This is a genomic window from Corynebacterium sp. NML130628 (genome assembly GCF_001875665.1).
In the GTDB taxonomy this organism is placed as follows: Bacteria; Actinomycetota; Actinomycetes; order Mycobacteriales; family Mycobacteriaceae; genus Corynebacterium.
This window is the reverse complement of sequence record NZ_MLAL01000006.1, coordinates 33,102-58,642: the sequence shown is the minus strand read 5'-3', so window position 1 is coordinate 58,642 and position 25,541 is coordinate 33,102. Positions and strand designations below refer to the sequence as shown.

Genomic DNA, 25,541 nt, shown 5'->3' with positions numbered 1-25,541 from the left:
TACTGGCGAAAAGGCCAACCCCCACTGGCCTAAAAACAAAACCGGTGCCTCGGAAAAATAAAAACCAAGGCACCGGTTTGTCCACCATGTCGCGACTGAGTTGTCAACTATGTCGCGACTGAGGACAATTGTGTCCCCGACAGGATTCGAACCTGCGACCTTCGGTACCGGAAACCGATGCTCTCATCCGCTGAGCTACGGAGACGCATTGCTTGTACGCAAGCAATGACGCAATCTTAGCACCAGATGTGCCTGGCACATAACTGGCCTAAGACTGCGGAAAGTAGCTGCTATTGGGCTTCCCAGTAGCCTGGTGCATCAGTGCGATCGGCCTTGCCGGTGCGCAGATAGTTGATCACGGTGGCGTCGACAACTTTATTGCCGGTGCCGAAGTGCGCGTGGCCGGGGCCATGAATCGTGACCACCTGCGCCCCCATTCTGCGGGCAAGTTGTCCGTGTCCTGGGTATGGCGTTTGGGGATCGCGGGTGGCAGACAGCTGCAGTGGGCGTGTCTTTAACGCTGCCCCGTTGAGTGGCGCTATTCCGGTGACTGTGCCGGCGCCGTTGCAGTACCACCCCGAGCCTCGTGACGCGTTGAATACAGTGAACGGGTCTCCTGTGATCTGTGACCAAGCAAACGAGGGGAGCAGCGTCGGGTTGCCGGGTACGACGTTCTCATTCCACCACTGGGCAGCCTGAAGCTGCTCAACCGCCATCATCTGATCTACCGCCTGCTGAACCTCTTCTTTGGACGGCTGCTTCGATTCTTCGGCGGTGAGGGTGCCGTTTGTGGACCGTGCCAAATAGTCCCACATCTTTGGGGTCGGCAGCATTGCGCGGGTCTCCTGCAACAGCGGGGACTTGGCTTGCACAGCACCCGGATTCAGCATGCGGCTGATCACGCCTTCACCTTCGACACGGGCCTTACCGGCTGCAGTCATGGCGTCCGCGCCAGCTTGACCGGCGAACTCGAGGCCTGCCGGGAGATCACCAACGCGTGCAGGTGGAGGAGTGACAGTTGGGTTGGTGCCAGCTTGTGCGCTCACCTTGCGTGACCAGTACTGGTACGCCTTCAGCGGGGTGTTGCCCATGTGATACTTGGCGTCGTTGAGTGCTACCCAGGCGAAGTATTCGTTGAGGGCTTTCTCGTATCCTGCCTGCTGATCTGCAGCAATGCCGTTCCAGGAGCGGGTGGGGTCCATGGCGGAGTCAAGCACCACCTTGTCGGTGTGCTGTGGGAACAGTGTTGCGTATACGGAGCCAAGGTAGGTGCCATAGGAGACACCGAGAATAGAAACCTGCTGGTAGCCCAGGGCACGGCGAACCTCGTCCCAGTCGCGTGCGGTGTTTTCCGTAGTGATGGTTTCGGGGTAGCCAGGCTTGTCGCCCTGGCACACTGAGCGGTTGAAACCACCCGCGTTGAAAAGGCTATCGGTGGTGAGTTTGGCTATCTGACGAGGATCGTTGACGTCGGGAATTACGCACTCGAGCGCAGTCGAGCCAGGCAGACCGCGGGGTTGCACACCGATGATGTCCCACTCGTTATTGAGCTCCTTCGGGAAATCAAGAATGTTGCCGGCAGCGTAGGCATAGGCGTCACCACCTGGGCCACCGGGGTTGGTAAGCAGTGCACCACGACGAGCTTGAGTTTTGGCAGGCACTCGTACAAACCCGACCTGAATCTTCGAGCCGTTCGGCTGGTTGTAGCGCATTGGGACGTCGACTTGCCCACACTGCGCTGTCGGATCTTTCACTTCTTTCGGGCACTTGGTCCACTGCACAGCCGGAGCGGGCTGCGCGGCGGCAGGCGTTGCGACGGCCATGCCAAGCAAACTGAGCGCTGCAATTACTGAAGCTGAGGTGCGCACTGCATTCCTTCCGTTGCGGGGCAAAAATGACGAAACCCTACCGATGCGCTGACCGGTAGGGCAAAGTCGACGGTGTGCTGTTACTGCACGACCATCACGATCAGGTCGCGGGGTCCGTGGACGCCTTCGACACGAACAAGCTCGATATCGGAGGTCGCTGAACCACCAGAAATCATGGTAGCGGGTTTCTCCGGATCGATGCGAGCGATCATCTCTGGCACGCCGTAGACCACTGACTCTGGGCGGACGATCACCACGTGGCGGTCGGGGACGAGCGACAGCGCCCGGCGTCCGCACAGCTCGCCAGCTTCGAGCACGATCGAGCCGGTCTGAGCTGACGTGACGTGCGAATCAGTCACCGCGGCACCGATGGGGCCGAGTTCCCGCGGGTCACTTGACGGATCGTCAGGACGGGCACTCCCGTCGAACTTCTCGAACAGCGCGGCGTCAAGACCTGGGGCGTAGACAATCTCGGTTGCCTCGCGTTTCGCCAGGATGTCAGCGATGTCTTCAGCGAGAGTCTCCTCGGTTGTCTCTACAACCGTTGCCTTGTAATCCAGGAGGCGGTCGATAAGGAGCTCGCGCAACTGCTCGGGAGTGTGATCGCTGGTTGTGCGGTACTCGCGCACCGGCTCGACGTGCTTTGGGGTATGCGAAAGCTTTTGGGCAGTGCGGATACGGTCAAGGATCTCGCGCTTCGCGCTTTCATTTCGAGTGCTTGACATGATTAGCCGTCCTTCCTGACGTTCGCTGGAATCCCTTCGCGGCGGGCCTCAGCAAGGAGGTCCTGTGCTTCGTCCGTGTTCCACCACTGGCGGAACGACTTCTTCGGCGGAACTGCCACGTCGCGGTAGTCGGTCCAGCCGGCAACGAAGCCTGGCATCGAGGAAATCTCACCTTTGAAACCGCCAAGTACGCGGCCGAGAGAAACAACATGCATCGCAGCGTTCCACAGTGCAGGTTTGCCCCACAGCAGGGAAATAGCGCCGAAGGCCGTGGATTCCAGGAACGGCTTGTGCTCTTTCACCTTCTGGTGACGCAGCTCAAGCAAGATGTCCGTGATTGGGATCTTTACTGGGCAGACTTCGTCACAACGGCCGCATAGTGAGGAGGCGAATGGAAGCGACGCGTTCGGGTCCTCGGCGGATTCCATGCCGGTCAACTGTGGCGTGATGATCGCGCCGATTGGGCCAGGATAGGTCGAGCCGTAGGAGTGGCCACCAGCGCGCTCGTAGACCGGGCACACGTTCAAGCACGCAGAGCAGCGGATGCACTTCAGCGCTTCGCGGCCGATCTCGTTCGACATCGCGTGGGTACGACCGTTGTCCAGCAGCACGATGTGGAAGTTCTGCGGACCGTCGCCCTCCGTCACACCCGACCACAGGGAGGTGTACGGGTTCATGCGCTCACCGGTGGAGGAGCGTGGAAGCAGCTGCAAGAACGCACCCAAGTCCTCAAACTTAGGCAGCAGCTTCTCGATGCCCATTACGGAGATCAGTGTCTCCGGCATCGTTAAGCACATACGGCCGTTGCCCTCAGACTCGACGATGGACACCGTGCCGGTCTCAGCGATACCGAAGTTGACACCGGAGATAGCCACCTTGGCCTTCATGAACTGCTCGCGGAGGAAGATACGGGAAGCCTCGGCAAGCTCTGCTGGGTTGTTTGTCAGCGAGTCGTCGGTGTTGGGCATCTTGTCCACGAAAATGTTTCGGATTTCTTCGCGGTTACGGTGAATTGCTGGCACCAGGATGTGTGACGGGAAGTCTTCGCCGAGCTGCACGATGAGTTCCGCAAGGTCGGTTTCCTGTGCGTGGATGCCGCGCTTCGCCAGTTCCTCGTTGAGTGCGATTTCCTGCGTCGCCATCGACTTAATCTTGACGACTTCGGTCTCGCCGGTTTCCTCGATGAGCGAAGCAATGATTTCGTTGGCTTCCTTGGCGTCGCGTGCCCAGTGGACGTGTCCGCCACGTGCGGTGACGTTGCGTTCGAATTCCTCGAGCAACTCAGGCATGCGAGCCGCCACGTCTTGCTTGATGGTGGAACCTGCTGTACGAAGCTCTTGCCAGTCATCGAGCTCATCGACGACATTTTGGCGCTTCACACGAATCGTGGTGGTGGCGTAGTTCAGATTTCGACGCTTCGTTACGTTATCGAGCTCGTGGTGCGCAGCCTGCGGGAAGCGTTCCGAACCGCGCAGGTGGTTCGGACCTTGCGCCACCGGAGGCATCGTTGGTTTGCCGAGTGCAACTTTCACAGCATTTTCTCCTTCGAGTACGCGGCGGTCGTTGGCGTCCACGTGTGTTCCTTCGTGGATGCGAGGATCTCTGCAATGTGCAGGGCACGGATGCCGTTGTGCTGGCGGCTCATGGCGCCAGCGATGTTCATCAAGCAGGACGAGTCGCCGGCGGTGACAAACTCTGCCTTCGACTCCTTAATGTGGCGGACCTTGTCAGAGACCATCGCAGCGGATACCTCCGGCATCTTTACCGAGAACGTGCCGCCAAAGCCGCAGCATTCTTCGACGTTTGGAAGGTCCACCAGCTCGATGCCTTCGACTGCCTGAAGAAGCTTGTAGGGACGGTCGCCGACCTTCAGGAAGCGGCGGGAGTGGCAAGACTCGTGGTAGGTCACCCTGTGTGGGAAGAACGCGCCAAGGTTGGTTACACCAGCGACGTCGACGATGAATTCGGTGAGCTCGTAGGTTTTATTCGCTGCTTGCGTAGCGCCGTCGACAAGTGCTTTGTTGCCGTAGCGCTCGGCGAGGCGCACGTGCTGTTCGCGAACTGCGCCCGCACACGAGCCGGAAGGAGCCACCACATAGTCGATGGAAGGATCGGCAAATGCATCGGCGTATGTCTGAATGATCGGTACAGCTTGTTCCTGGTAGCCCGTGTTGACGTGCATCTGGCCACAGCAGGTTTGGCCCTCAGGGAAGACTACTTCGTAGCCCAGACGAGAGAGGACGAGTGCTGAAGCCTTGTGGGCGTCAGGGAACAGGGCGTCACCGATACAAGTAGAAAACAGTGCTACTCGCAATGTGGACTCCTTTGATGGTCGTGAACGATACAGATAATGGTAATACGTCTACGGTACAACAATTGGGGCTAGAAAACTCAGTATGTTGGTTTGCAGGAACACAATCAAGCACACTGCGACCAAGAATGCTACAGAGAAGCCAGCGACCTTCTTAAAGAGTTCAGACTCTTTGCCCTCCATATTCACAGCGGTTGCAGCAATAGCGAGCGACTGCGGCGAAATCATCTTGCCGACGACACCACCGGTCGTATTCGCCGCCAGCATCAGGTCTGGGTTCAGGCCCAACTTATTCGCCGCGGTAACTTGCAGATTGGCGAAAAGCGCGTTGGCGGAAGTATCGGAACCGGTAACAGCGACGCCGATCCAGCCGAGGACTGGCGCCGCGAAAGCAAACACTCCACCCATGTTCGCGAAGAACTCGCCGATGGAGACGGTTTGCCCCGAGTAGTTCATCACGTACGCCAATGCGAGCACCAGCATGATCGTGGTTGCGGACCAGCGCATGCGCCAGCAAGTATCGACGAACTCTCGCCCCACCTGGGCCCAGTTGAGCTGGTAGAGGCCGTTGCCATCAAAGATCATGTAGGTGACAGCGACGATGAGACCGGAAATGACAAGGAGCGTGCCCGGGTTATTGATGTAGGCGAAGGTGTAGTCGGTGTTGATTGGCTCGCCAAGCTGGTTGAGGAGCAGGCCTCGCTCGATGATCAGCCATGTCAAACTGATTTTGAAGGAGCTGAGCCACTGCGGGACGGTTGTGCCTAGGTTTGCAATACCGAAGACGATCACGACGACTGCGTACGGCATCAGTGCCATCCACACGCGGGTGCCAGGTAGTTCGGTAGTGTCTTCGTACTCCGGCAGGCCGAGTCGCTCGCGCAGCGCAGCTGTGGTCTTTGGTTTCCAGAAGTGAAGTGCTACGAATGCCGCCCCGAGCGCGACGATACAAGCCACCACGTCCGTGAGTTGGTAAGCGAAGTGGTTCGACGTCCACCACTGGGCAATACCAAAGCTCAGCCCGATCGTCACCGCAATGGGTGCGGTTTCTTTGACGCCTCGCCAGCCGTCGATAATTGCTGCGATGATGAATGGGACGAAGAATGCGAGCAGCGGAGTCTGGTGCCCAACGATCGCTGCAATGTTCTGAGTCTGCTCAAGGGTGCGGCCACCTACTTCACCTGCTGTGGTGATTGGGATAGCGACGGCGCCAAACGCCACCGGAGCGGTATTCGCGATCAGCACGACCGTCGCGGCTTTGAGCGGCGGGATGCCTAGCGCCAGGATCATCGTTGCGGTAATCGCGACAGGGGCGCCGAACCCTGCGAGCGCCTCGAGCAGACCACCGAAACAGAAAGCGATGAGCATTGCCTGGATGCGGACGTCGCCACTGCCCATCTTGTCGAACACTAGGCGGAGATCCTCAAAACGCCGGGATGCGACCGTAATTTGGTAGAACCAAATTGCAGTCAAGATGACCCACACGATCGGGAAAAGCCCGAACAATCCGCCGCGCAGTGCAGTAGCGAGCGCCATCTCCGTTGGCATGTTGAAGCCGAAGATCGCGACTGCAATAGCCGCGACCAAGGCCACCGCACCGGAAGTATGCGCGCGGGCCTTGACCACGAGCAGCATGAAGAAAAACGTCAGCAAAGGGAGCGTGGAGACCAACGCCGAAAACCCGAGGCTTCCCCCGACTGCGTCGGTAACGATTTGAAATTTGTCCACTGAGACACTCCTTGGAGTCAGAGGGCTACACAAAATACCTCCCCAAAAGTACTGGAGTGACTTCCGCAATTTGAAAAATGAAAAGTACGATAGGTCACACAATCGGTTGATATTGGTAAAACGCCGAGCTTGTAGCGTTCTCAACGCCTACGGCGGGGGTAGCAGAGTGAAGTTGGTAGGGCAATCGCGGGGGAATGGAGAGAATGTCCGGTCAGTGAATTAGACTGTTTGCCCATGACTCCAGCAGATCTCGCTACAACAATTCATGAAGCGGCCATCAAGGTGCTTTCCGACCACGATCTTGATGTCTCCGTCGTGCCCGACACAGTCACCGTCGAGCGCCCACGCAACCCTGAGCACGGCGATTACGCAACAAATATTGCACTACAGGTTGCAAAGAAGGCTGGCACCAACCCGCGCGAACTCGCGCAATGGCTTGCCGACGCCCTGCTGGAAAACCCCGCGATCGCGGATGCGGACGTCGCGGGCCCCGGCTTCTTGAACTTGCGCCTCGCCACGGACGCACAGGGGCAGCTGGTAGCAGACATCCTCGCCGCCGGCGATACCTTCGGTAGCTCCGCGCTTCTTGACGGTCAGCGCATCAACCTCGAGTTTGTCTCCGCAAACCCGACTGGCCCGATTCACCTTGGCGGCACTCGGTGGGCCGCCGTGGGCGACTCGCTTGGTCGTGTGCTCGAAGCAAGCGGCGCCGAAGTCACGCGGGAGTACTACTTCAACGACCACGGCGGCCAGATCGACCGCTTTGCGCGCTCACTGGTCGCAGCTGCCAAAGGGGAGCCCACCCCGGAGGATGGCTACGGCGGCTCGTACATCAACGACATCGCCAACGACATCCTGGAGAAGCAGCCCAACGTGCTCGACGGTAGCCCAGAACAAGTGCAGGAGGCTTTCCGGGCAGCAGGCGTAGAAATGATGTTTGCCCAGATCAAGAAGTCCCTGCACGAATTCGGTGTTGACTTCGACGTGTTCTTCCACGAAAACTCGCTGTTTGAGAGCGGGGCCGTCGATAAGGCGATTGCGACGCTGAAAGACAACGGGAACCTGTACGAAAACGAGGGTGCCTGGTGGCTGCGTTCCTCGCAGTTCGGCGACGACAAAGACCGCGTCGTGCTCAAATCCGATGGCGACGCTGCCTACATCGCAGGAGACATCGCGTACGTAGCCGACAAGTTCGACCGCGGCCACACACTAGCGATTTACATGCTCGGTGCGGACCACCACGGCTACATTGCGCGGCTTCGCGCAGCGGCGCAAGCCCTTGGCTACGACCCGGAGGCCGTAGAGGTACTCATTGGGCAGATGGTGAACCTCGTACGCGACGGCCAGCCAGTCAAGATGTCGAAGCGCGCCGGGACGATCATTACGCTTAACGACCTCGTGGACGCTATTGGCGTTGACGGTGCTCGCTACTCGCTCGTGCGCTCCTCTGTGGACTCCACGCTAGACATTGACCTTGACCTGTGGACCAAGCAGTCGTCCGACAACCCCGTGTACTACGTGCAGTACGGCCACGCACGGCTGTGCTCCATCGCGCGTAAGGCGCAGGAGGCTGGCGTGAGCGTTGACGGTGCAGACGTTGCGCTTCTTGAGCACGAAAAGGAAGGCGATCTCATCCGTACCCTGGGCGAGTTCCCAGAGGTTGTGGGCACCGCTGCACAGCTGCGTGAGCCACACCGCATCGCGCGCTATGCAGAGGAGCTTGCGAGCTCGTTCCACAAGTTCTATGACGCCTGCCAGATCCTCCCGAAGCCTGGTGAAGCGGTAGAGCCGCTGCACACTGCACGCTTCGCACTGGCGATGGCAGCCCGCCAGGTGCTAGTGAATGCGCTGGGCATGATTGGCGTGAGCGCGCCGGAGCGGATGTAGGAGGAAACATATGACCGAAGCGTTCGACGCACTTCCCGCACACGTATGGCCACGCAACGCGAAACGTGAGGAAGATGGTGCGGTGACCATCGCGGGAGTACCGCTTCCGGAGATCGCGGAAGCGTACGGCACGCCTGTGATGGTGGTGGACGAGGACGACTTCCGCTCGAGGTGCCGCGATATGGCGAGAGCCTTCGGTGCCCCGGCGCACGTCCACTACGCTTCCAAAGCGTTTTTGACCACGCACATCGCCCGGTGGGTTGATGAAGAAGGCCTAGCGCTTGACGTCGCGAGTGAAAACGAGCTGCGCATCGCGCTTGCTGCTGACTTCCCCCCAGAGCGGATCACGGTACACGGCAACAACAAATCTCGTAGTTTTCTACAACTCTGTATTGGATCTGGGGTTGCGCACGTTGTCCTGGACTCGCACCAGGAACTGCGAGAGCTTAATGAAATTGCGGGCGAGATGGGCACGACCCAAGAGGTTTTCATTCGTGTGAAACCCGGCGTGGATGCTCATACGCACGAGTTCATCGCGACGAGCCACGAGGACCAAAAATTTGGCATTTCGCTGGCGTCCGGTTCCGCTTACCAGGCGGCGTGCGCCGCGATTGATGCCGAGCATCTTCACCTGACTGGTCTGCACTGCCACGTGGGCTCCCAAGTCTTTGACGCGGAGGGATTCAAGCTCGCCGCGGAGCGCGTGTTGGCGCTGTACGCACAAATCTGGACTGAGCGAGGTGTTGCGCTTGAGTTTCTGGACCTTGGGGGAGGCTACGGTATCGCACAATTGGAGGAAGAGGCGCCGCTCGACGTTGCCGCTGTGGCACAAGATCTGCTGGCAGCAGTCGATGACGTTGCTAATGAGCTCGGGATTTCGTCTCCGACGGTTGTGGTTGAGCCGGGGCGTGCGATTGCCGGGCCGTCTGCAATTACGCTGTATCGCGCAGGTGTGGTGAAAGACGTAGAGATTTCTTACACCAAAACGCGTCGCTATATTTCCGTCGACGGTGGCATGAGCGACAACATCCGTCCCGCACTTTACGACGCCGTCTACGAGGGGCGAATGGTCAACAGGTTTGCGCAGGGGCAGCCAGTGGCAACGCGCCTTGTGGGGTCGCACTGCGAGTCCGGCGACATCCTCATCGAGGATGTGCAGTGGCCGAACGACATTGTCAGTGGGGACCTTATTGCGTTGCCGGCCACAGGGGCGTACTGCTACCCGATGAGTTCGAATTACAACTCGTTTGGGCGTCCGGCAGTGATCGCTGTCCGTGCTGGAACGATTAAGCCGATGGTGCGTCGAGAAACTGTGGAGGACATTCTCTCGCGTGAATATTAATGAGACTGTATTCTGTGCAAAATAGACAAAGCGGTACACTGCGCCGTAGGTGAACGTACCAGTATCGAGGTAGGAGAGAATCTAAAGATGTCGGTCGAAACCGCAGAGAGTCGTAACGGAAACTACCCAGGCAAGGGAATCGGTCAGCCAGTCGGCGTGGCCATTTTGGGCAAGGGCACCGTGGGTAGCGAAGTGCTGCGCCTCATCCAGGAGTTTTCTGACAATCTTGAGCAGCGCATCGGTGGCCCTCTCGAAGTGCGTGGCGTTGCGGTCTCCAACGTGGAGAAGCACAAGAATGCACCTGAGGTGCAGGGCATCGAGCTGACTGATGATGCACGCTCCCTGATTACGCGCGATGATGTCGATGTTGTCGTGGAGGTCATCGGTGGTATCGATTACCCGCGCGAACTGGTCTTGACTGCGCTGAAGGCTGGCAAGTCGGTTGTCACGGCGAACAAGGCATTGGTTGCCGCCCACGGCTCTGAGCTTGCTGACGCCGCGAACGAAGTAGGCGTTGACCTCTACTATGAGGCCGCGGTCGCGGCCGCGATCCCCGTGGTTGGAATGCTGCGCCGTTCGCTTGCGGGTGACCAGGTCCAGCGCATCTCCGGCATCGTCAATGGTACGACGAACTTCATTCTCGACGCGATGGCGACAACTGGCGACACGTACGAGGAGGCGCTGGCGGAGGCAACCCGCTTGGGGTACGCCGAGGCTGACCCGACCGCCGACGTTGAGGGGCACGACGCTGCGTCGAAGGCTGCAATCCTTGCATCGATGGGCTTCCACACTCGTGTGACCTTCGATGATGTGTCCTGTGAGGGCATCACGAAGATTACCGCCGAGGACATCGACGCAGCGAAGCAGTCGAACCAGACGATCAAGCTGCTGGCTATCTGCGAGCGTCTCTACGACGAGGAAGGCAAGACCAAGGCTGTCAACGCTCGTGTGCACCCGACGCTGATCCCGAACGATCACCCGCTGGCCAGCGTCGATAAGTCGTACAACGCTATTTTCGTTGAGGCTGAGGCCGCTGGACGTTTGATGTTCTACGGCAACGGTGCTGGTGGCGCACCGACTGCTTCCGCCGTGCTGGGCGACCTGGTCGGTGCGGCCCGCAACAAGGTGCACGGTGGTCGTGCGCCAGCGGAGAACCCGTACGCGAATTACCCGGTGGTAGCTTTCGACGAAGTAACGACCCGCTACCACGTGAACATGACAGTCAACGATCGCGTCGGCGTGCTCGCAGAGCTCACCCGTAAATTCGCAGAAGCCAACGTGTCACTGTCTGCTGTGCGCCAGGAAGAATCCGGTGACGAGGCGCACCTGATCGTGGTGACGCACAAGGCACTGGAGAAGGATCTACGGGACATTGTTGCCCGTCTGTCTCAGCACCCAGACGTGCAGCAGGTGAACTCCGTGATCCGCCTCGACGCCTAACCGAAACACCCGCAAACAAGGAGTAGATCATGGCGACAGACATTGAGGTAGGCCTGAAGGCGACAGTGACCGTGCCGGGTTCCTCGGCGAATTTGGGCCCAGGTTTCGACACACTCGGGCTTGCGCTGAGCATCTACGACACCGTCGAAGTCGAAGTCATCGAATCCGGGCTTGAGGTAGAGATCTTCGGTGAAGGAGCGGATGACCTGCCACGCGACGGGTCCCACCTGGTGGTCAAGGCGATTCGTTCAGGCCTGAAGGCTGCTGATGTTTCAGTGCCAGGTCTTCGCGTGGTGTCTACGAACAACATTCCGCAGTCTCGTGGGCTTGGTTCGTCCGCGTCGGCCGCAGTTGCGGGAGTCGTCGCAGCGAACACGCTTGCTGGCAACCCGTTGTCCACCGATGAAGTCGTTCAGCTTTCCTCGGCGTTCGAGGGGCACCCAGATAACGCTGCCGCTTCGGTGCTTGGAGGGGCCGTCGTATCCTGGACCGAGATCCCAGTGGATGGGGTATCGCACCCGGTGTACCGTGCTGTCGCGGTCCCAGCCGACCCGTCGATTCGTGCGGTGGCGCTTGTGCCGAATTTCCACGCTTCGACGAATGCGGTCCGCCAGGTGCTGCCGAGTCACGTCACGCACACGGACGCGCGCTTCAACGTGTCGCGTACTGCGGTGATGACTGTGGCAATCCAGTCCCACCCCGGATTGCTGTGGGAAGGCACGCGCGATCGCCTTCACCAGCCGTATCGTGCTGACGTGCTGCCGGTGACTGCTGAGTGGGTGAACCGCCTGCGCAACCGCGGTTATGCCGCTTTCGTGTCTGGTGCGGGCCCGACAGCGTTGGTCTTGACCACGACCGATGTCGATGAAGCTTTGCTTGACGACGCCCGCGAGGCCGGACTTCGCGTTATCGAACTCGAGGTTGCAGGGCCGGTGCGCGGCGAGCTCACCCGCGCTTAACCGAGGGGGCGGAACTGTTCGACGCCCCCTCGAAAGCTTGCGGTGCCAGTGACGCCACGCGCTTCGAGTGCCGCTACAGCTTGCTCCGAACGCGCACCACGGGCGCAGACCACGATGGTCCCTGGCTTGGCCTCGGGTGGGGTGTAGCCTTCGATAATGGCGCCGAGGGGTACGTTGATGGCGCCGTCGAGGTGGAAGTCTGCGAATTCTTCGGGTTCGCGTACGTCGAGAATCGTGGCGCCTTCAGGGATGACCGCGACCTCCGCGGGCCCTTGTGGAGGCACGCTGGTGCGTACTCGTTCGGTGACCTCAGGGTCGGCGACAAGCGGCACGTACTCCCACATACCAGACAGTGAGTCGTAGTAGCCGAGCTGGCCGACTAGCGGTGAGCCGAGCCCAGTGATGAGCTTGATCGTTTCCATCGCCATCGCTGACCCCACAACGCCTACGAGTGGGCCAACCACTCCGGCCTGGGAGCACGACGGCACGCTACCGGGCGCTGGTGGGGCGGGGAAGAGGTCCTCGTAGACCGGCCCGTGGTCTGCCCAAAACACTGTGAGCTGTGCTTCGAACCCCAGGATGGAAGCCCACACGTGCGGCACCCCCAGGCGGGCGGCCGCATGTGAGGCGATGTGGCGCGTCTGGAAGTTGTCGGTTCCATCGACGATCACATCGGCGCCGCTGAGGAGCTGGAGTGCGTTGTCCCACGTAAGGCGTTCCGTTGCGGTGCGCACGGTGACCGTTGGGTTGAGCGCTTGCATTTGCGCTTTCGCCGAATCCGTTTTTGCGGTGCCGATGGCGTCGGTGGTGTGGATGACCTGGCGGTGCAGGTTGGACAGGTCCACTCGGTCATCGTCGATGATGGTGATCGTGCCAACGCCTGCCCCAGCTAGGTACAACAAGGTGGGCGAGCCCAGGCCACCTGCGCCGAGGACGACGACGTGGGCGTCGAAAAGCTTCTGCTGCTTCTTGTAACCAATGAGTGTTGTTTGACGCAGGTAGCGCTCATCGAGCGTCATCGATACCCACCCACTGTGTCGCACCATCCGACATCGACTGTTCTTTCCAGATTGGGACCTGAGACTTCACCCTGTCGGTGACCTCCTCACAGGCAGCGAAAGCCTCGGAGCGGTGCGCCCCGGCGACGAGGACCAGAAACGCCATTTCGCCGATTGGCACGGGGCCTACCCGGTGCGCAGCCCAGATCCTCACCGGATGATGCTTCGCGATGTCCTCAACGATGGCGCGGAGCTCATCTTGGGCGCTGGGGTGAGACTCGTACGTCAGTGAGCGCACAGCCTGACCGCCGTCGTGGTCGCGGACAACGCCCTCGAAGCGGACGAGTGCGCCCATCGAGCGCGTCATCGTGGCAGTGGAAGCGTCCGTCGCGAAGCGCTCGAGGGGAGTCTCAGTGATGAGGGCGTCGATAACTGTATTGACCTGCTCCGCCACGAACTGAGGGTCCGGAGTCGGTGTTGGTTGCGAATTAGTGCTCATGTGATCCTTCTATGAGTGCGGTGATGTGGCCCAGCAGGGGAGCGAGTACGGCGCACCCGTCTTTCACCCCGCCGCGTGAACCCGGAAGCGTCATGACGAACGTGCGTCCCGCCACACCAGCCACGGCGCGCGATAACACTGCTGTTGCGACCTGTTGCTGACCGTATGACCAAAACGCGTGCACGATGCCCGGCAGCTGCCGATCTAACAGAGGCTCCACAATATCAACCGTTTGGTCATCCGGCGTAATACCGGTGCCTCCCGAGGTCAGCAATACCGACGGGGACGCAGCAAGTGCTTCGTGGACGGCGTCGGCAAGGTTCGCATCGGCCACGACGGTAGCGTCGGGGGTATCAAAGCCTGCCTCTCGTAGGAACGAAACGGCGATCGGCCCGGACTTGTCCTCGTAGACACCAGCGGCTGCACGCGTAGAAGCAACAATGACTCGCGCGCTGCGATGATTCGTATCCATATCCACTCAACCTACATCGGATACACAGTGACCGGCGTTCCCGCAGGTACCGTTGCTGCATCAGGGACACGGATCAGGCATGTTGCCGTAGCCCCTTGCGTCAGTAGGTGCGAGCTCGTTCCTGGAAACGGATGAGCACGGCCATTGCGTATCTCTCCGCGCAGGTACTGATCCTTGCCCGCGATACCAGTAACCTCCGTGTCGACGGCTACTTGTATCGGCGGCTCCGAGCGGCCCAACACCGGTGCGACATACAGGACGAAAGAAACGATGGTGGAAATCGGGTTGCCTGGCAGGCTCACAACCGGCACACCTCGGAACGTGGAAATCCCTTGAGGCCCGCCGGGTTGCTGCGCCACGTGGCCGTACCAGCCATCGGTAAACATCTGCCGGATGACCTCAAACTTGCCGTGGCTGATCCCACCCGAAGTCACAATCGCATCGGGGTGGTGCTCCTCGATTGCAGCTGCAACTTCCTGTTGGAGCAGTTTCGGATCATCATTGGTTAAAAGACGTGCTGCCACGTCGATGCCGTGGCGAGCCGCGAGCACCTCAAGCATCGGCCCGTTTGAATCCGGGATCGTTGCGGGGCCTGCCCCCTGGGCATGTGGAGTCACCTCTGCACCACCAGTTATGACCAGGATGCGGGCAGTGCGCTCCACCTCAACGGTATCGATTCTCTGGCCGATCGCAGCGCCGACAAGTGCGGGCGTCACTACGTCGCCTCTGCGCGCAATGCAAGCACCAGGCTGCACATCGCTGCCTGCCAGGCGCATGAACTGACCGAGCTCTGCTGCGGGTACTTGCACTTTCTCATCTGTAGCACCAAACGTCGGTGGGGTGCAACGCTCCACTGGAACAACCGCTACGGTGCCGCGCGGCAGCTTGGCGCCGGTCATGATCGGAGCCACGACATCTTGGAGGCCCTCCGGATACAGCTCGTCGGGATCTGCGCCGGCTGCGATCGTGGGCCCGATCAGCGCCGTGTGCGCCTCCACCTGGGGTAGGGCGTAGCCGTCCATCTGCGAATTATCAAAGGACGGCTGCGCGCGGACGGCAACAACATCCGCGGCGAGCACCCGCTGCTGTTTGCCCGCCTCAACCACGGTGATGCGCTCCGACGGACGCTGCCCAATCGTTCGCTGTACCTCGCGAAAGTGTTCCTCAGTACTTCGTGTCATGCCGCTTACTCTACGCGTCACGCACAGTTCGCTACCATGGGCGACATGCAAATTCACTACTTTGCCGCAGCACGAGCGGCCACAGGCGTCGCGCAGGAAGAAGTTGGGAACTTTGCCACGCTCCAGGAACTTCTTGACGACGCCGCTTCGCGCCACAACGGCACCACCGACGCCGGCCAAACCCTCACAGACATCTTGACACGCTGCACCTTCCTCATCGACGGCAAACGCGCCCAACAGACCGACTCGCTCGAGTCCGCAGAACGCGTTGATGTACTGCCACCGTTCGCAGGAGGCTAATCCGTCGGTTTCGGGTGGATCGCGATGTCTTCTGTTTTGACGTAGCACGTCACAGACGCTCCTGGCTCAATGCCAGCATCGAGCGCCTCCTGTCTTTCGACGGGAAGTGCGACCACCGCACCGTGGACGTCAAGCTCCACAGTCAGTCCGCCCGCGGTACTGACATCGACTGTGGCCACGGTGGCGCGCAGCGCGTTGTATTCCTCGGGTGTAGCCGCTGGAGGCACATGCAGCGAGACAGCGTGTGGTGCAAAGACCACGACGGCGTCGTCGCGCTGTTCACACTGTTCTGAGGCGATGCCTGCTAGCTCCCCGATTGTTGTTTCCACGTGCGCAGCGCAACCTTGGTGGGCGGCACCCATCATATGCGCAGGGATCCAGTTCACGCTCGCGGGTAGCCAGTTCACGCCGGCTAGGCGGGCAGAGAACTGCGTAGCCGGGACCTTGAGCTCCTCAACCGTTGAACGCAGACTGATCACGTGGCCGCGGTCCATTACTGCGACGTATTCCGCAAGGTTGGCGACATCCAACGGGTTGTGCGTAATCACGACTGTGGTGCGGTCGTGAGCGGTGGCTCGCAGCACCTGGCGCCAGTGGTGTGCCGAATTCACGTCGATGGCGGCGAGTGGCTCGTCAAGGATCAACACGCGGGGGCGGGGGGCAAGCGCGCGCACGAGTGAGACTTGTGAAGCCTGGCCGCCCGATAGAGCGCGGACGGGGACGTCGGCAAGGTCGCGTAGGCCAGCTGAGGTGAGCAGGTCAAACGCACGCTGTTTGCTCCCCGTGACCATTGCAACAGCTTTCAGCGGGGTTGAAGTAGGGGGCAGACCAGGGTTCTGGGTCAACAGGACAACACCGCGCTTATGCGCGGGCACGAGTCTGCTCGACGCCGTGCCCTCGTCAACCACGCGGTCACCGATCGTGGTTCGCAGGCCGCCGAGGCGCCCGGCGATCCTGCCAACCAATGTGGTTTTGCCCGAGCCGTTCAGCCCGATGAGTGCCGTGGTGGCGTTAGCAGGAAACGTTGTACCTCCGACAGTGACGGGTACACCGCCGTCTTCTGGGCTCGTAAGAGCACGGAGGCGCTGGGTGTCTACATCGTGTGTCGTGCGTGAGACCTCGCGGGAGCGTGAACGTGACAGGAAGACGGTTGGCAGCGTTGATGCAGCGAGCGTCAGGACAGCGAGCGCGATCAAAATGGCTGAAAGGCCGTACGCAACATCTTGGTCGACTTCACGGGCGATGTAGATGCCCAACGGCATTGTGCGTGTTATGCCTGGCATCGAGCCTGCAAAGGTGAGCGTCGTTCCGAACTCGCCGAGTGAGCGCGCAAAGGCCAACCCGGCAGCAGAGACGAGTGAGGGCGCGATCGCAGGCAGGATGATCTTGCGAGTAATTGTGGACGGACTTAGCCCCACGCCCGCGGCCGAGTAGGTAATCTCCGGATCGAGTTGACGCAGAGCCGCGTCAAGTGTGATGACAACGAACGGCAGCGCAATGAAGACATGTGCAGCAACCACCCCGGGAAACGCGAACGCGAACTGGATATGCAAGGCGTCCAGAATCGGTGCCGCCAGGCCTCGCCGACCAAGGAACGCGCTGAGCGCAAGGCCACCGACGACTGGGGGCATAGCCAGCGGAAGCAGCACAAGCACGCGTGCAAAGCTGGCGCCGCGCCGCAGGTGTTGCATCCAAAGCGCAAGCGGGGTGCCCAGCAGCAGCGTTATGGCACATGCGAGGACGGCTGAGTTTAACGTCACGCGAAGCAGCTGATGCGTGGAGCCCGAAGCAAGGATCTCGCCGAGCTTGCCCCAGGGCACGCGTACGCCAAGCGCCAGGATCGGCAAGACAATGATGGCGAGAGCAAAAAGCGCCAGGACCCACACCAATACTGGTGTCTGGCGTGGGGCCTGACGAAGCGTTGATTGCTGCATGAATATGGACTCTACCCGGTGGTCACTGGTGGGTAGCAGGGGCGAAACCGTACTTCTCCCACACAACGGCCATCTCGGGGCTTGCAAGCAGCTCAAAGAGTTTCTGTGCAGCGGCTTCGTCGGTGGTGTTGGTAGTAACAGCAGCGACGAGGGAGTTCGGCTTCTCTTCAGCGTGTGGAATGTCCAGGACCTCGACACTGTCACCGGCTGCCGCAGCGTCAGTGCGGTACACGAAGCCAGCGTCGGCCTCCCCGGAGACCACCTTGCCCAGGGTGTCGGACACACTGTGTTCCAGAGACACAGGGTTGATAGAGAGATTGTTCGCTGCGACAAGCTCGTTAGTCACGGAGCCGCATGGGACCTGCGCATCACACACCACCAGGTTTACGCCCTCTTTTTGGACGTCCTCGACGCTCTTGATGCTTGCTGGGTTGCCTTTCGGCACGACAAGCACCATCGAGTTCGTCGCTACTACTTTCGGATCCTTTGCGACGCCCGCTTCGACAGCCTTGTCCATATTCTTCTGGTCAGCTGTGATCAGCACGTCACCAGGCGCGCCCTCCTTCAACTGCTGCACCAGGTCAGAGGAGCCCGCGTTGACGAACTCGAGGTTGCTCTCGGACATTTCTGAAAGGTCGTCGTTGAGCACTCGTGTAGAGGCTGCCCCCATCACGATGAGGTCGCTGGTTGCCTCAGCGCTTGGTGCCGTTGCGGTCGAGCCTTCGGTATCTGTACCACCGGCGCAAGCGGTCAAGCCGGTCGTAGCTAGAGCAGCGACGAACAATGTGGCAAGACGAGACGAACGCATGAAAATTCCTTCGAGTAGTGGCTTGAATATGAATATAAATTATCGTAAAGGAGCAGGCACGAAAAATGCCCTCGGGATAACAGCTCCGGGGGCATTACGGGCTAACGGGTGAGCGCTAGCGCTTCAGCTGACGCCCGTTCGAGCGGATCGGCTCCCACTGTGCCTCAGAGCGACGACCCTGAACCTCTTCACCGCGCGAGCGGTAGACCACGTACGGCCGCGTGGAGTATCCCACGGGCGCCGAGAACGCGTGGACAAGGCGAGTGAAAGGCCAGCAGGCAATCAGTGTGAAGCCAGCCAATACGTGGACCTTAAATTCCCAGGGTGCCTGGACCATCAGGTCGGGCATCGGGTTAAAGATCAACAACTGGCGCAACCAAGGAGAAATCGTTTCACGGTAGTCGTAGCCACCGGGTTCCCCGAACACCTGCGTCGAGACAGTCGCGACGAAGCCCGAGCAGATTGCGATTGTGAGGAAGACATACATGAACTTGTCGGAGGTGGCCGTCGATAAGAACACCGAACGGTTGACCACGCGGCGGTAGAGCAAGCCAAGCAGCCCCAACACCACGGCGATGCCAGCGATGGTGCCTGGAATGGTTGCGATGAGGTGGTAGGCGTGATCGCTGATGCCCACGCCTCGCGTCCACGACTTCGGAATCGCCAGGCCCATCAAGTGGCCAATGACTACGAAGACCATGCCCCAGTGGAACAGCGGCGAGGAGAGTCGCAACAACTTCGATTCGTAGATTTGCGAGGAGTGGGTTGTCCAGCCCATCTGGTCATAGCGCCAGCGCCAGATAATGCCGATGACAAACGCGGCGATGGCCAACCAGGGAAAGGCCACCCACAGGAATTCTTCAATACCAGTCATAGTGAGTTCAGTCCTTTAACTGTGGTTGGGAGAAGCCGTTGGAAACGGCAGGGGAGTAGTTTCAATACCGACCATCTCCGCAGGAGGTCCCTGGCGAATCAGGTTGATGTAGCGAGAAATTGTTTCCTCGTCGATGGTTGGGAGCAGCATACACACCGCGGTGAGCAGGTGAGCGTACGGGCTACCCAGCCCGACCAGAGCGTGACGCAGCACCTCAAGCCCGTCGCGATGCGAGGCAATCATCTCCAACGCGTGCTGCTGAGAGTCGGCGTCAGCGAAGGCAAGCGCCTCTAGTACCACACAGAGGTGGTCTGGCAGCTCGTCGGAGATCTCCTCCATCCCGAGGCCCGCCAACTGCTGGCGAAACGCGAGGATCGCTGCGCCGCGTTGGCGAGTATCTCCCACAGAGTAGTAGGAGAGGTGCAACGCGCAGCGACGACGTTGGTCGAAGGTCTCTACGTAGTGCTCCTGGAGCGACAACAGGCCGAGGCCGCGCGCCCTACCAATGAACTCCGCGATCTCCGCAGAAACAGGGGCAGGAAGTAGCCCGAGCTGCTCCTCGACCGTATTCAACGTAGAGAAGAATTCCTCATCCGGATACCGCAACGCAAGGCTGAGAGCCATAGCTGCGATCCGGCGCTGCTGCGCGTCGCACGCAACTGGGGTCACCAACTCCTCGGGTACAACCCCGATTTGGGTCCGGGTGCTCATTACTGCTCACCCTCGCGTCGTGCGGTGTTGCCGTCAGCACTTGGGCCTTCCTGAACCGGGTTCGGCGTCGGAGTGGAGGCCTCTGGTGCAGCAGGGCGGTAGTTCTCGCTTGCGGTCTTCGGCTCGCGAGTCTTCAACGCAGTAGGGAACATCGCGTCAGGACGGTCGCCGGTCCACGACATGAGAGACACCTTGCCAGGCTGAGCGTTATCGGCCTCTTCGTGGCAGGCGCTTGGCGCACCCATACCGAGGTTGGCCATCAGCTCGTTGCTCGCCGGGTCGACTCCGCCGAAGGGATCCAGCGACGACATACCGCGTGGTGTCTCCGGGGAAGTGGTCGGGATGACGTACCGGTCGTCGTACTTGGCGATCGCCAGCAGATGGTACATCGCCTCTAGATCCTTGCCTGTCATGCCGACGGCACTCGCAATCGCCTCGTTCGTCGGCTGACCCAGGTTGATGTCGCGCATGTAGGAACGCATCGCGGCGAGCCTGCGTAGTGAAAGCTCCACCGGGACGGTATCACCGGCGGTGAACAGACCAGCCTGGTACTCCAGCGGGATGCGCATGTTGGAGATCGCGCTGAGCAACACCTTGTGGTCCTCGCCGTCGGCGCCAGTCTTCGTCACTTGGTCGACAATCGGCGACAACGACGGGATGTACCACACCATCGGCAGCGTGCGGAACTCTGGGTGCAGCGGCAGCGCCACACCGTAGGTGAAGATCAGGTCGTAGATTGGGGAATTCTGCGCGGCCTCGATCCAAGAATGCGGAATGCCCTCTTCGGTTGCTGCGCGAACGACCTCAGGATCACGGGGATCAAGGAAGAGCGACTTCTGCGCCTCAAACAGGTCCTTTTCATCGGGGGTTGAGGCAGCTTCGGCGACACGGTCCGCATCGTAGAGCAGCACGCCCAGGTAACGCAGACGACCCACACACGTCTCCGAGCACACGGTCGGCTGGCCGACCTCAATGCGTGGGTAGCACAGCGTACATTTTTCAGCCTTGCCCGTCTTGTGGTTGAAGTACACCTTCTTGTACGGGCAACCAGAAACACACATGCGCCAGCCTCGGCAGCTGTCCTGGTCAACAAGAACGATGCCGTCTTCGGTGCGCTTGTACATCGCGCCCGACGGGCAAGACGACACGCACGTTGGGTTCAAGCAGTGCTCACAGATGCGTGGGAGGTAGAACATGAAGGATTCTTCAATTTCCTTCTTCACCTCCAGGTTCATCTTCTCCAGGACTTGGTCGTCGTCCATGGTTGCTGTCGAACCACCAAGGTTGTCATCCCAGTTCGAAGACCAGGAGATCGTGTCGATCGGCTTGCCAGTAATTTGCGACTTCGGACGCGCTGTCGGCTGCGTCTTCTGCCCCGCCGGGGCGCTGATGAGCTTCTCGTACTCATAGGTCCACGGCTCGTAGTAGTCCTCGATCGTCGGCATGTTCGGGTTGTGGAAAATAGTGGCCAGACGCTTGATACGCCCACCCTGGCGTGGCTTGAGCTTGCCGCTGCCGTCAAGCTTCCAGCCGCCCTTCCACTTATCTTGGTCCTCCCACGAGCGTGGGTAGCCTACGCCGGGACGAGTTTCAACATTGTTGAACCAGATGTACTCCGTGCCTTCACGGTTGGTCCATGCCTGCTTACACGTCACCGAACACGTATGACATCCGATGCACTTGTCCAGGTTCATGACCATGGCAATTTGCGCCATAACTCGCATTAGTACTGCACCTCCTGGGAGCGACGACGGATGCGGGTAACCTCGTCGCGGTTGTTGCCGGTTGGGCCGATGTAGTTGAATCCGTAGGTCAAGTGGCCGTAGCCACCAGCCACATGCAGTGGCTTAATAGTGATGCGGGTCAGCGAGTTGTGCGTGCCGCCACGTCGGCCGGATCGCTCGTTCAGTGGTGTACCCACTGTGCGTTCCTGCGCGTGGTTCATGATGACCGTTCCTTCTGGAATGCGGTGGGTGACCACAGCACGCGCTGAGACAACACCGTTGCGGTTGTAGAGTTCAACCCACTCGTTGTCCTTGACGCCGATCTTCTGAGCATCCGCATCCGACATCCAGACAACCTGGCCACCGCGGGAGATGGAGAGGACGTGCAGGTTGTCGAAGTACTGCGAGTGAATCGACCACTTATTGTGCGGGGTGAGGTAGCGCACCGTGATCTCTGGATTACCGTCCTCGCCCTTGAGGGTCTCGCCCGGGCGGGTCTCACCGTTGAGACGCATGCGGTCAAGCGGTGGCTTGAACACCGGAAGCTGCTCGCCGTAGTCAATGAACCAGTCGTGGTCAATGAAGTAGTGCATACGGCCGGATAGCGTATTCCAGGGCTTGTCCATTGCGAGGTTCAGCGAGAACGCAGTGTAGCGACGCCCATCGCGCTTGTCGCCGGACCACTCTGGCGAGGTGATGACTTCTTGCGGGCGTTCCTTGACCTTGTCCCACACGATCTGGGCGTCCTCGGTACCCTCCCAGAACTCGCTTGTGTCAGAGCCGAGCATCTTGCCCAGGTTCTCGAAGCCGTTGCGCGCAACCTCACCATTGGACACGCCAGACAGGTGCAGGATCGCCTGCGCGGCCTTCACCGCAGAGTTCAGTGCTGGGCGGTCGCCTGCGGAAGCTGTCTCAGCGACACCGTTCATGCCGAAGAGCTCACCAACCTGCTTCTCGACGTTAAACGGTGTGCCGTGCACGTTGGTGCCAGCCTTCTCAGTCAGCGGACCAAAGGACATCCACTTCTCGAACACCTTGGTGTAGTCACGTTCAACTGGGACCAGCTTCGGCATCGTCTGGCCCGGCACCATGCCAACTTCTTTGACGTCCGGTACGACGCCGTTCGCCATGTTCGGGTTGATCTCATCCGGCGCATCGTGTGAGATCGGCGCGGTAACGATGTCCGTCTGTACGCCGAGCCACTTGCCGGCCATGCGGGAGACAGCGTCGGACATATCGCGGAAGATTTCCCAGTCGCTACGGGCCTCCCATGGCGGGTTGATCGCAGCATTAAAGGTATGGATGAACGGGTGCATGTCGGTCGTGGACAAATCGTTCTTCTCGTACCAGGTGGCCGCTGGGAAGACGATGTCAGACACCAGGGTGGTAGAAGTGTTACGGAAGTCCGTCGTCATCATCAGGTCGAGCTTGCCGATCGGTGCCTCTTCGCGCCAACGAATCGACTTCGGACGCTCACCCTCGGTCAGCTCTTCCGCGGAGACATCCGAATCGACACCCAACATGTGGCGCAGGAAGTATTCCGTGCCCTTCGCCGAAGAACCCATCAGGTTCGTACGCCAGTTGAGCAAAATGCGTGGCCAGTTTTCTGGAGCATCCGGATCCTCAGCAGCGAACTCCATCTGATCTGACTCCAGCTGGTCGACAACGTAGTCCTTCACATCCATGCCCGCTTCCTTCGCCTGCTCAGCAAGCAGTAGAGGGTTGCGGTTGAACTGCGGGTACGACGGCATCCAGCCACGCTTCATGGCTTCAACCAGCGTCTCCGACAAGAACTTATCTTCCGACGCGCCCGTACGTGCCAACGGCGAGGCCATCCTTGAGGCCTTTGAATTGTCGTAACGCCACTGGGACGTGGTCAGATAGTAGAAACCGGTACTGATCATGTGACGCGGTGGGCGGTTCCAGTCATTCGCGAACGCGTACTGGCTCCAGCCCGACTGCGGGCGCAGCTTCTCCTGGCCCACGTAGTGCGCCCAACCACCACCGTTGACGCCCTGGGTGCCACACATGGAAGTCAGCGCAAGGAAAGTGCGGTAGATGGAGTCCGCGTGAACGTAGTGGTTCACCCCGGCGCCCATGATGATCTGGGAGCGGCCCTTCGAATCCAGCGCGTTCTGCGCAAACTCGGTGGCGATGCGTTCGATCTGTGCGACAGGAACATTGGACAGCTCTTCTGCCCATGCGGGGGTGCCAACCTCGGAGGCGTCGTTAAAGTCAGCCGGCCAGGAGCCTGGCAGCTGCAGCGACGGCCGGTTCACGCCGTAGTGCGCCAGCATGATGTCGTACACCGTGGTGACGGTACGGCCCGCTACCTCGCGTACCGGGACACCGCGGCGGTATACGCCAGCGCCGATAGGGCCGTCCGAGTCCAAAGCTTCGCGAGAGGCATCCATATCGAAGCGTGGGAAGCACACTTCGGCGGTGCCGTAGGAGTCGGTGTCTGCCATCGACATCACCGGGTTGGCGTTGTCATGCCGGAGATTCCACTTGCCGACTTCGGTCTTGTAGTGGTCAGCGATGGTGCCACCTGGGTCGACAACGGTGCCGTCCGCTTCGATGTTGAGCAGGCGGTACTGAGCGTTATCGCTGCTGGCCAGGGAGGCGTCGTCAAGCTTGTCTGCGGTGAGGAACTTTCCGGGAGCGAACGTCCCGTCCTCGAGCTGATCGAGCTCCACCAGGAAGGGCGCATCCGTGTACTTGAGCATGTAGTCCATGAAGTACTGCGGCTGCTGCGCAACGTGGAACTTGCTCAAAATGACGTGGCCCATCGCGAAGGCAAGTGCGCCATCGGTACCCGGCGACATGCGCATCCATTCGTCGGCGAACTTCGCAGCATCGTTGTAGTCCGGGGAGACCACGACGATCTTCGTGCCCTTGTACCGCACCTCAGTCATGAAGTGGGAGTCCGGAGTACGGGTCACCGGGATGTTCGAGCCCCACATCATCAGGTAGGAAGAGTTAAACCAGTCGCCGGACTCTGGCACGTCAGTCTGATCACCGAACGTCTGCGGGGAGGCAGGAGGGAGGTCCGCATACCAGTCGTAGAAGGACAACATCGCGCCGCCAATAAGCCCCAGGAAACGGGTGCCAGCAGAGTACGAAACCTGGCTCATCGCGGGAATCACTGTGAAACCTGCAATGCGGTCCGGGCCCCACTGCTTGATCGTGTAAACGTGTGCTGCTGCGGCGATCTCGACGGCTTCTTCGTAGGCAACGCGCACCAGGCCACCCTTGCCACGGGCACCTACGTAAGCACGACGCTTGACTGGGTCTTCCTGAATCGCACGCCAGGCGAGTACTGGGTCGCCGTCGTGCTGCTTCTTTTCGTGGCGGTACATCTCAAGCAGCGCGCTGCGTACATACGGGTATCGGATGCGCGTAGGCGAGTAGGTGTACCAGGAAAAGGATGCGCCACGCGGGCACCCTCGCGGTTCATACTCCGGGAAGTCAGGGCCGGTAGTCGGGTAGTCAACGGCCTGGGATTCCCAGGTGATGACGCCATCTTTGACGTAGACCTTCCAAGAACAGGAACCGGTGCAGTTTACACCGTGTGTGGAGCGCACCATCTTGTCGAAGGACCAACGGTTGCGGTAGAACACGTCGGCTTGGCGGCCACCTTCGAGGAAAATTTGCTGGCCGGAAGGCGTAACGTCGCCTTTGCGAACGAACCCACCGAGTTTAAACAGCGGGTTGGACTGTGTCGTATCAGTCATGGTTCACAATCTCCTTGAATGAAAGTGAAAAACGGGGTCGTGAATG

The 25,541-nt window shown here is 60.0% G+C and carries 20 protein-coding genes and 1 tRNA gene; 5 read left to right on the top strand and 16 right to left on the bottom strand.

The genetic code is table 11. The features are described 5' to 3' along the window. Positions 1-131 precede the first annotated feature (131 nt). The 6 genes from BJP07_RS00740 to BJP07_RS00715 all read right to left on the bottom strand — a co-directional run bounded on the left by BJP07_RS00740 (position 132) and on the right by BJP07_RS00715 (position 6,632). Positions 132-205, bottom strand: a tRNA-Arg gene (locus BJP07_RS00740). 85 nt (positions 206-290) lie between these two features. After that, positions 291-1,868 (bottom strand): alpha/beta fold hydrolase, encoded by a 1,578-nt coding sequence (locus BJP07_RS00735; RefSeq protein WP_255365872.1) that lies wholly within the window; start codon positions 1,866-1,868, stop codon positions 291-293. An 80-nt stretch (positions 1,869-1,948) separates the two neighbouring features. Next, the gene (locus BJP07_RS00730) at positions 1,949-2,593 is read right to left on the bottom strand and encodes an LUD domain-containing protein (RefSeq protein ID WP_071565599.1); all 645 of its coding nucleotides are present in this window, start codon (positions 2,591-2,593) and stop codon (positions 1,949-1,951) included. A gap of 2 nt (positions 2,594-2,595) precedes the next feature. After that, positions 2,596-4,125: a lactate utilization protein B gene (locus BJP07_RS00725; protein ID WP_071565604.1), complete on the bottom strand. Its 1,530-nt coding sequence runs from the start codon at positions 4,123-4,125 to the stop codon at positions 2,596-2,598. Then, positions 4,122-4,907 carry a (Fe-S)-binding protein gene (locus tag BJP07_RS00720; RefSeq protein WP_071565598.1) on the bottom strand — a complete coding sequence of 262 codons (786 nt, stop codon included), beginning with the start codon at positions 4,905-4,907 and terminating at the stop codon, positions 4,122-4,124. Before BJP07_RS00720 ends, BJP07_RS00725 begins: the two co-directional genes overlap by 4 nt. Before the next feature lie 48 nt (positions 4,908-4,955). Then, on the bottom strand, positions 4,956-6,632 hold the full coding sequence (locus BJP07_RS00715; protein WP_071565597.1) for an L-lactate permease: 1,677 nt from the start codon (positions 6,630-6,632) through the stop codon (positions 4,956-4,958). A gap of 234 nt (positions 6,633-6,866) precedes the next feature. Here BJP07_RS00715 and argS point away from each other — a divergent pair, with 234 nt between their 5' ends. From argS to thrB, 4 genes are all read left to right on the top strand, one after another. After that, positions 6,867-8,519, top strand: a complete 1,653-nt coding sequence (argS, locus tag BJP07_RS00710) for an arginine--tRNA ligase (RefSeq protein ID WP_071565596.1) — start codon at positions 6,867-6,869, stop codon at positions 8,517-8,519. Between the two features lie 10 nt (positions 8,520-8,529). Further along, on the top strand, positions 8,530-9,861 hold the full coding sequence (gene lysA / locus BJP07_RS00705; protein WP_071565595.1) for a diaminopimelate decarboxylase: 1,332 nt from the start codon (positions 8,530-8,532) through the stop codon (positions 9,859-9,861). Between the two features lie 87 nt (positions 9,862-9,948). Beyond that, positions 9,949-11,301, top strand: a complete 1,353-nt coding sequence (locus BJP07_RS00700; protein ID WP_071565594.1) for a homoserine dehydrogenase — start codon at positions 9,949-9,951, stop codon at positions 11,299-11,301. A gap of 29 nt (positions 11,302-11,330) precedes the next feature. Next, positions 11,331-12,260 carry a homoserine kinase gene (gene thrB, locus BJP07_RS00695; RefSeq protein ID WP_071565593.1) on the top strand — a complete coding sequence of 310 codons (930 nt, stop codon included), beginning with the start codon at positions 11,331-11,333 and terminating at the stop codon, positions 12,258-12,260. Here the strand turns inward: thrB and BJP07_RS00690 are convergent. From BJP07_RS00690 to BJP07_RS00675, 4 genes are read right to left on the bottom strand one after another with little or no spacing between them, the layout of a single operon-like run. Continuing rightward, complete coding sequence (locus BJP07_RS00690) at positions 12,257-13,279, bottom strand: ThiF family adenylyltransferase (RefSeq protein ID WP_083583971.1); 1,023 nt, start codon at positions 13,277-13,279, stop codon at positions 12,257-12,259. The two genes, thrB and BJP07_RS00690, sit on opposite strands and share 4 nt — an antisense overlap. Continuing rightward, a complete protein-coding gene (locus BJP07_RS00685) occupies positions 13,266-13,757 on the bottom strand; it encodes a molybdenum cofactor biosynthesis protein MoaE (protein WP_071565591.1) in 492 nt (163 codons plus the stop codon). Before BJP07_RS00685 ends, BJP07_RS00690 begins: the two co-directional genes overlap by 14 nt. Beyond that, positions 13,747-14,229 carry a MogA/MoaB family molybdenum cofactor biosynthesis protein gene (locus tag BJP07_RS00680; protein WP_071565590.1) on the bottom strand — a complete coding sequence of 161 codons (483 nt, stop codon included), beginning with the start codon at positions 14,227-14,229 and terminating at the stop codon, positions 13,747-13,749. The genes BJP07_RS00685 and BJP07_RS00680 overlap by 11 nt, the downstream gene beginning before the upstream one ends. 11 nt (positions 14,230-14,240) lie before the next feature. Next, on the bottom strand, positions 14,241-15,410 hold the full coding sequence (locus BJP07_RS00675) for a molybdopterin molybdotransferase MoeA (RefSeq protein ID WP_071565589.1): 1,170 nt from the start codon (positions 15,408-15,410) through the stop codon (positions 14,241-14,243). A 45-nt stretch (positions 15,411-15,455) separates the two neighbouring features. On the opposite strand from BJP07_RS00675, the gene BJP07_RS00670 reads away from it, so the two are divergent. Then, positions 15,456-15,710 carry a MoaD/ThiS family protein gene (locus BJP07_RS00670; RefSeq protein ID WP_071565603.1) on the top strand — a complete coding sequence of 85 codons (255 nt, stop codon included), beginning with the start codon at positions 15,456-15,458 and terminating at the stop codon, positions 15,708-15,710. Here the strand turns inward: BJP07_RS00670 and BJP07_RS00665 are convergent. The 6 genes from BJP07_RS00665 to BJP07_RS00640 form a co-directional block, all read right to left on the bottom strand. Further along, a complete protein-coding gene (locus BJP07_RS00665; protein ID WP_071565588.1) occupies positions 15,707-17,644 on the bottom strand; it encodes an ATP-binding cassette domain-containing protein in 1,938 nt (645 codons plus the stop codon). The genes BJP07_RS00670 and BJP07_RS00665 overlap by 4 nt on opposite strands. Before the next feature lie 22 nt (positions 17,645-17,666). Beyond that, positions 17,667-18,452, bottom strand: coding sequence for a molybdate ABC transporter substrate-binding protein (gene modA / locus BJP07_RS00660; RefSeq protein WP_071565587.1), 786 nt, complete (start codon positions 18,450-18,452; stop codon positions 17,667-17,669). A 115-nt stretch (positions 18,453-18,567) separates the two neighbouring features. Then, entirely contained in the window at positions 18,568-19,326 is a 759-nt protein-coding gene (narI, locus tag BJP07_RS00655) for a respiratory nitrate reductase subunit gamma (protein ID WP_071565586.1), read from the bottom strand. Between the two features lie 15 nt (positions 19,327-19,341). Then, positions 19,342-20,037, bottom strand: a complete 696-nt coding sequence (gene narJ / locus BJP07_RS00650) for a nitrate reductase molybdenum cofactor assembly chaperone (protein WP_071565585.1) — start codon at positions 20,035-20,037, stop codon at positions 19,342-19,344. After that, positions 20,037-21,761 (bottom strand): nitrate reductase subunit beta, encoded by a 1,725-nt coding sequence (gene narH / locus BJP07_RS00645; RefSeq protein WP_083583967.1) that lies wholly within the window; start codon positions 21,759-21,761, stop codon positions 20,037-20,039. Before narH ends, narJ begins: the two co-directional genes overlap by 1 nt. After that, the gene (locus BJP07_RS00640) at positions 21,761-25,495 is read right to left on the bottom strand and encodes a nitrate reductase subunit alpha (protein WP_071565584.1); all 3,735 of its coding nucleotides are present in this window, start codon (positions 25,493-25,495) and stop codon (positions 21,761-21,763) included. The genes narH and BJP07_RS00640 overlap by 1 nt, the downstream gene beginning before the upstream one ends. Positions 25,496-25,541 lie beyond the last annotated feature (46 nt).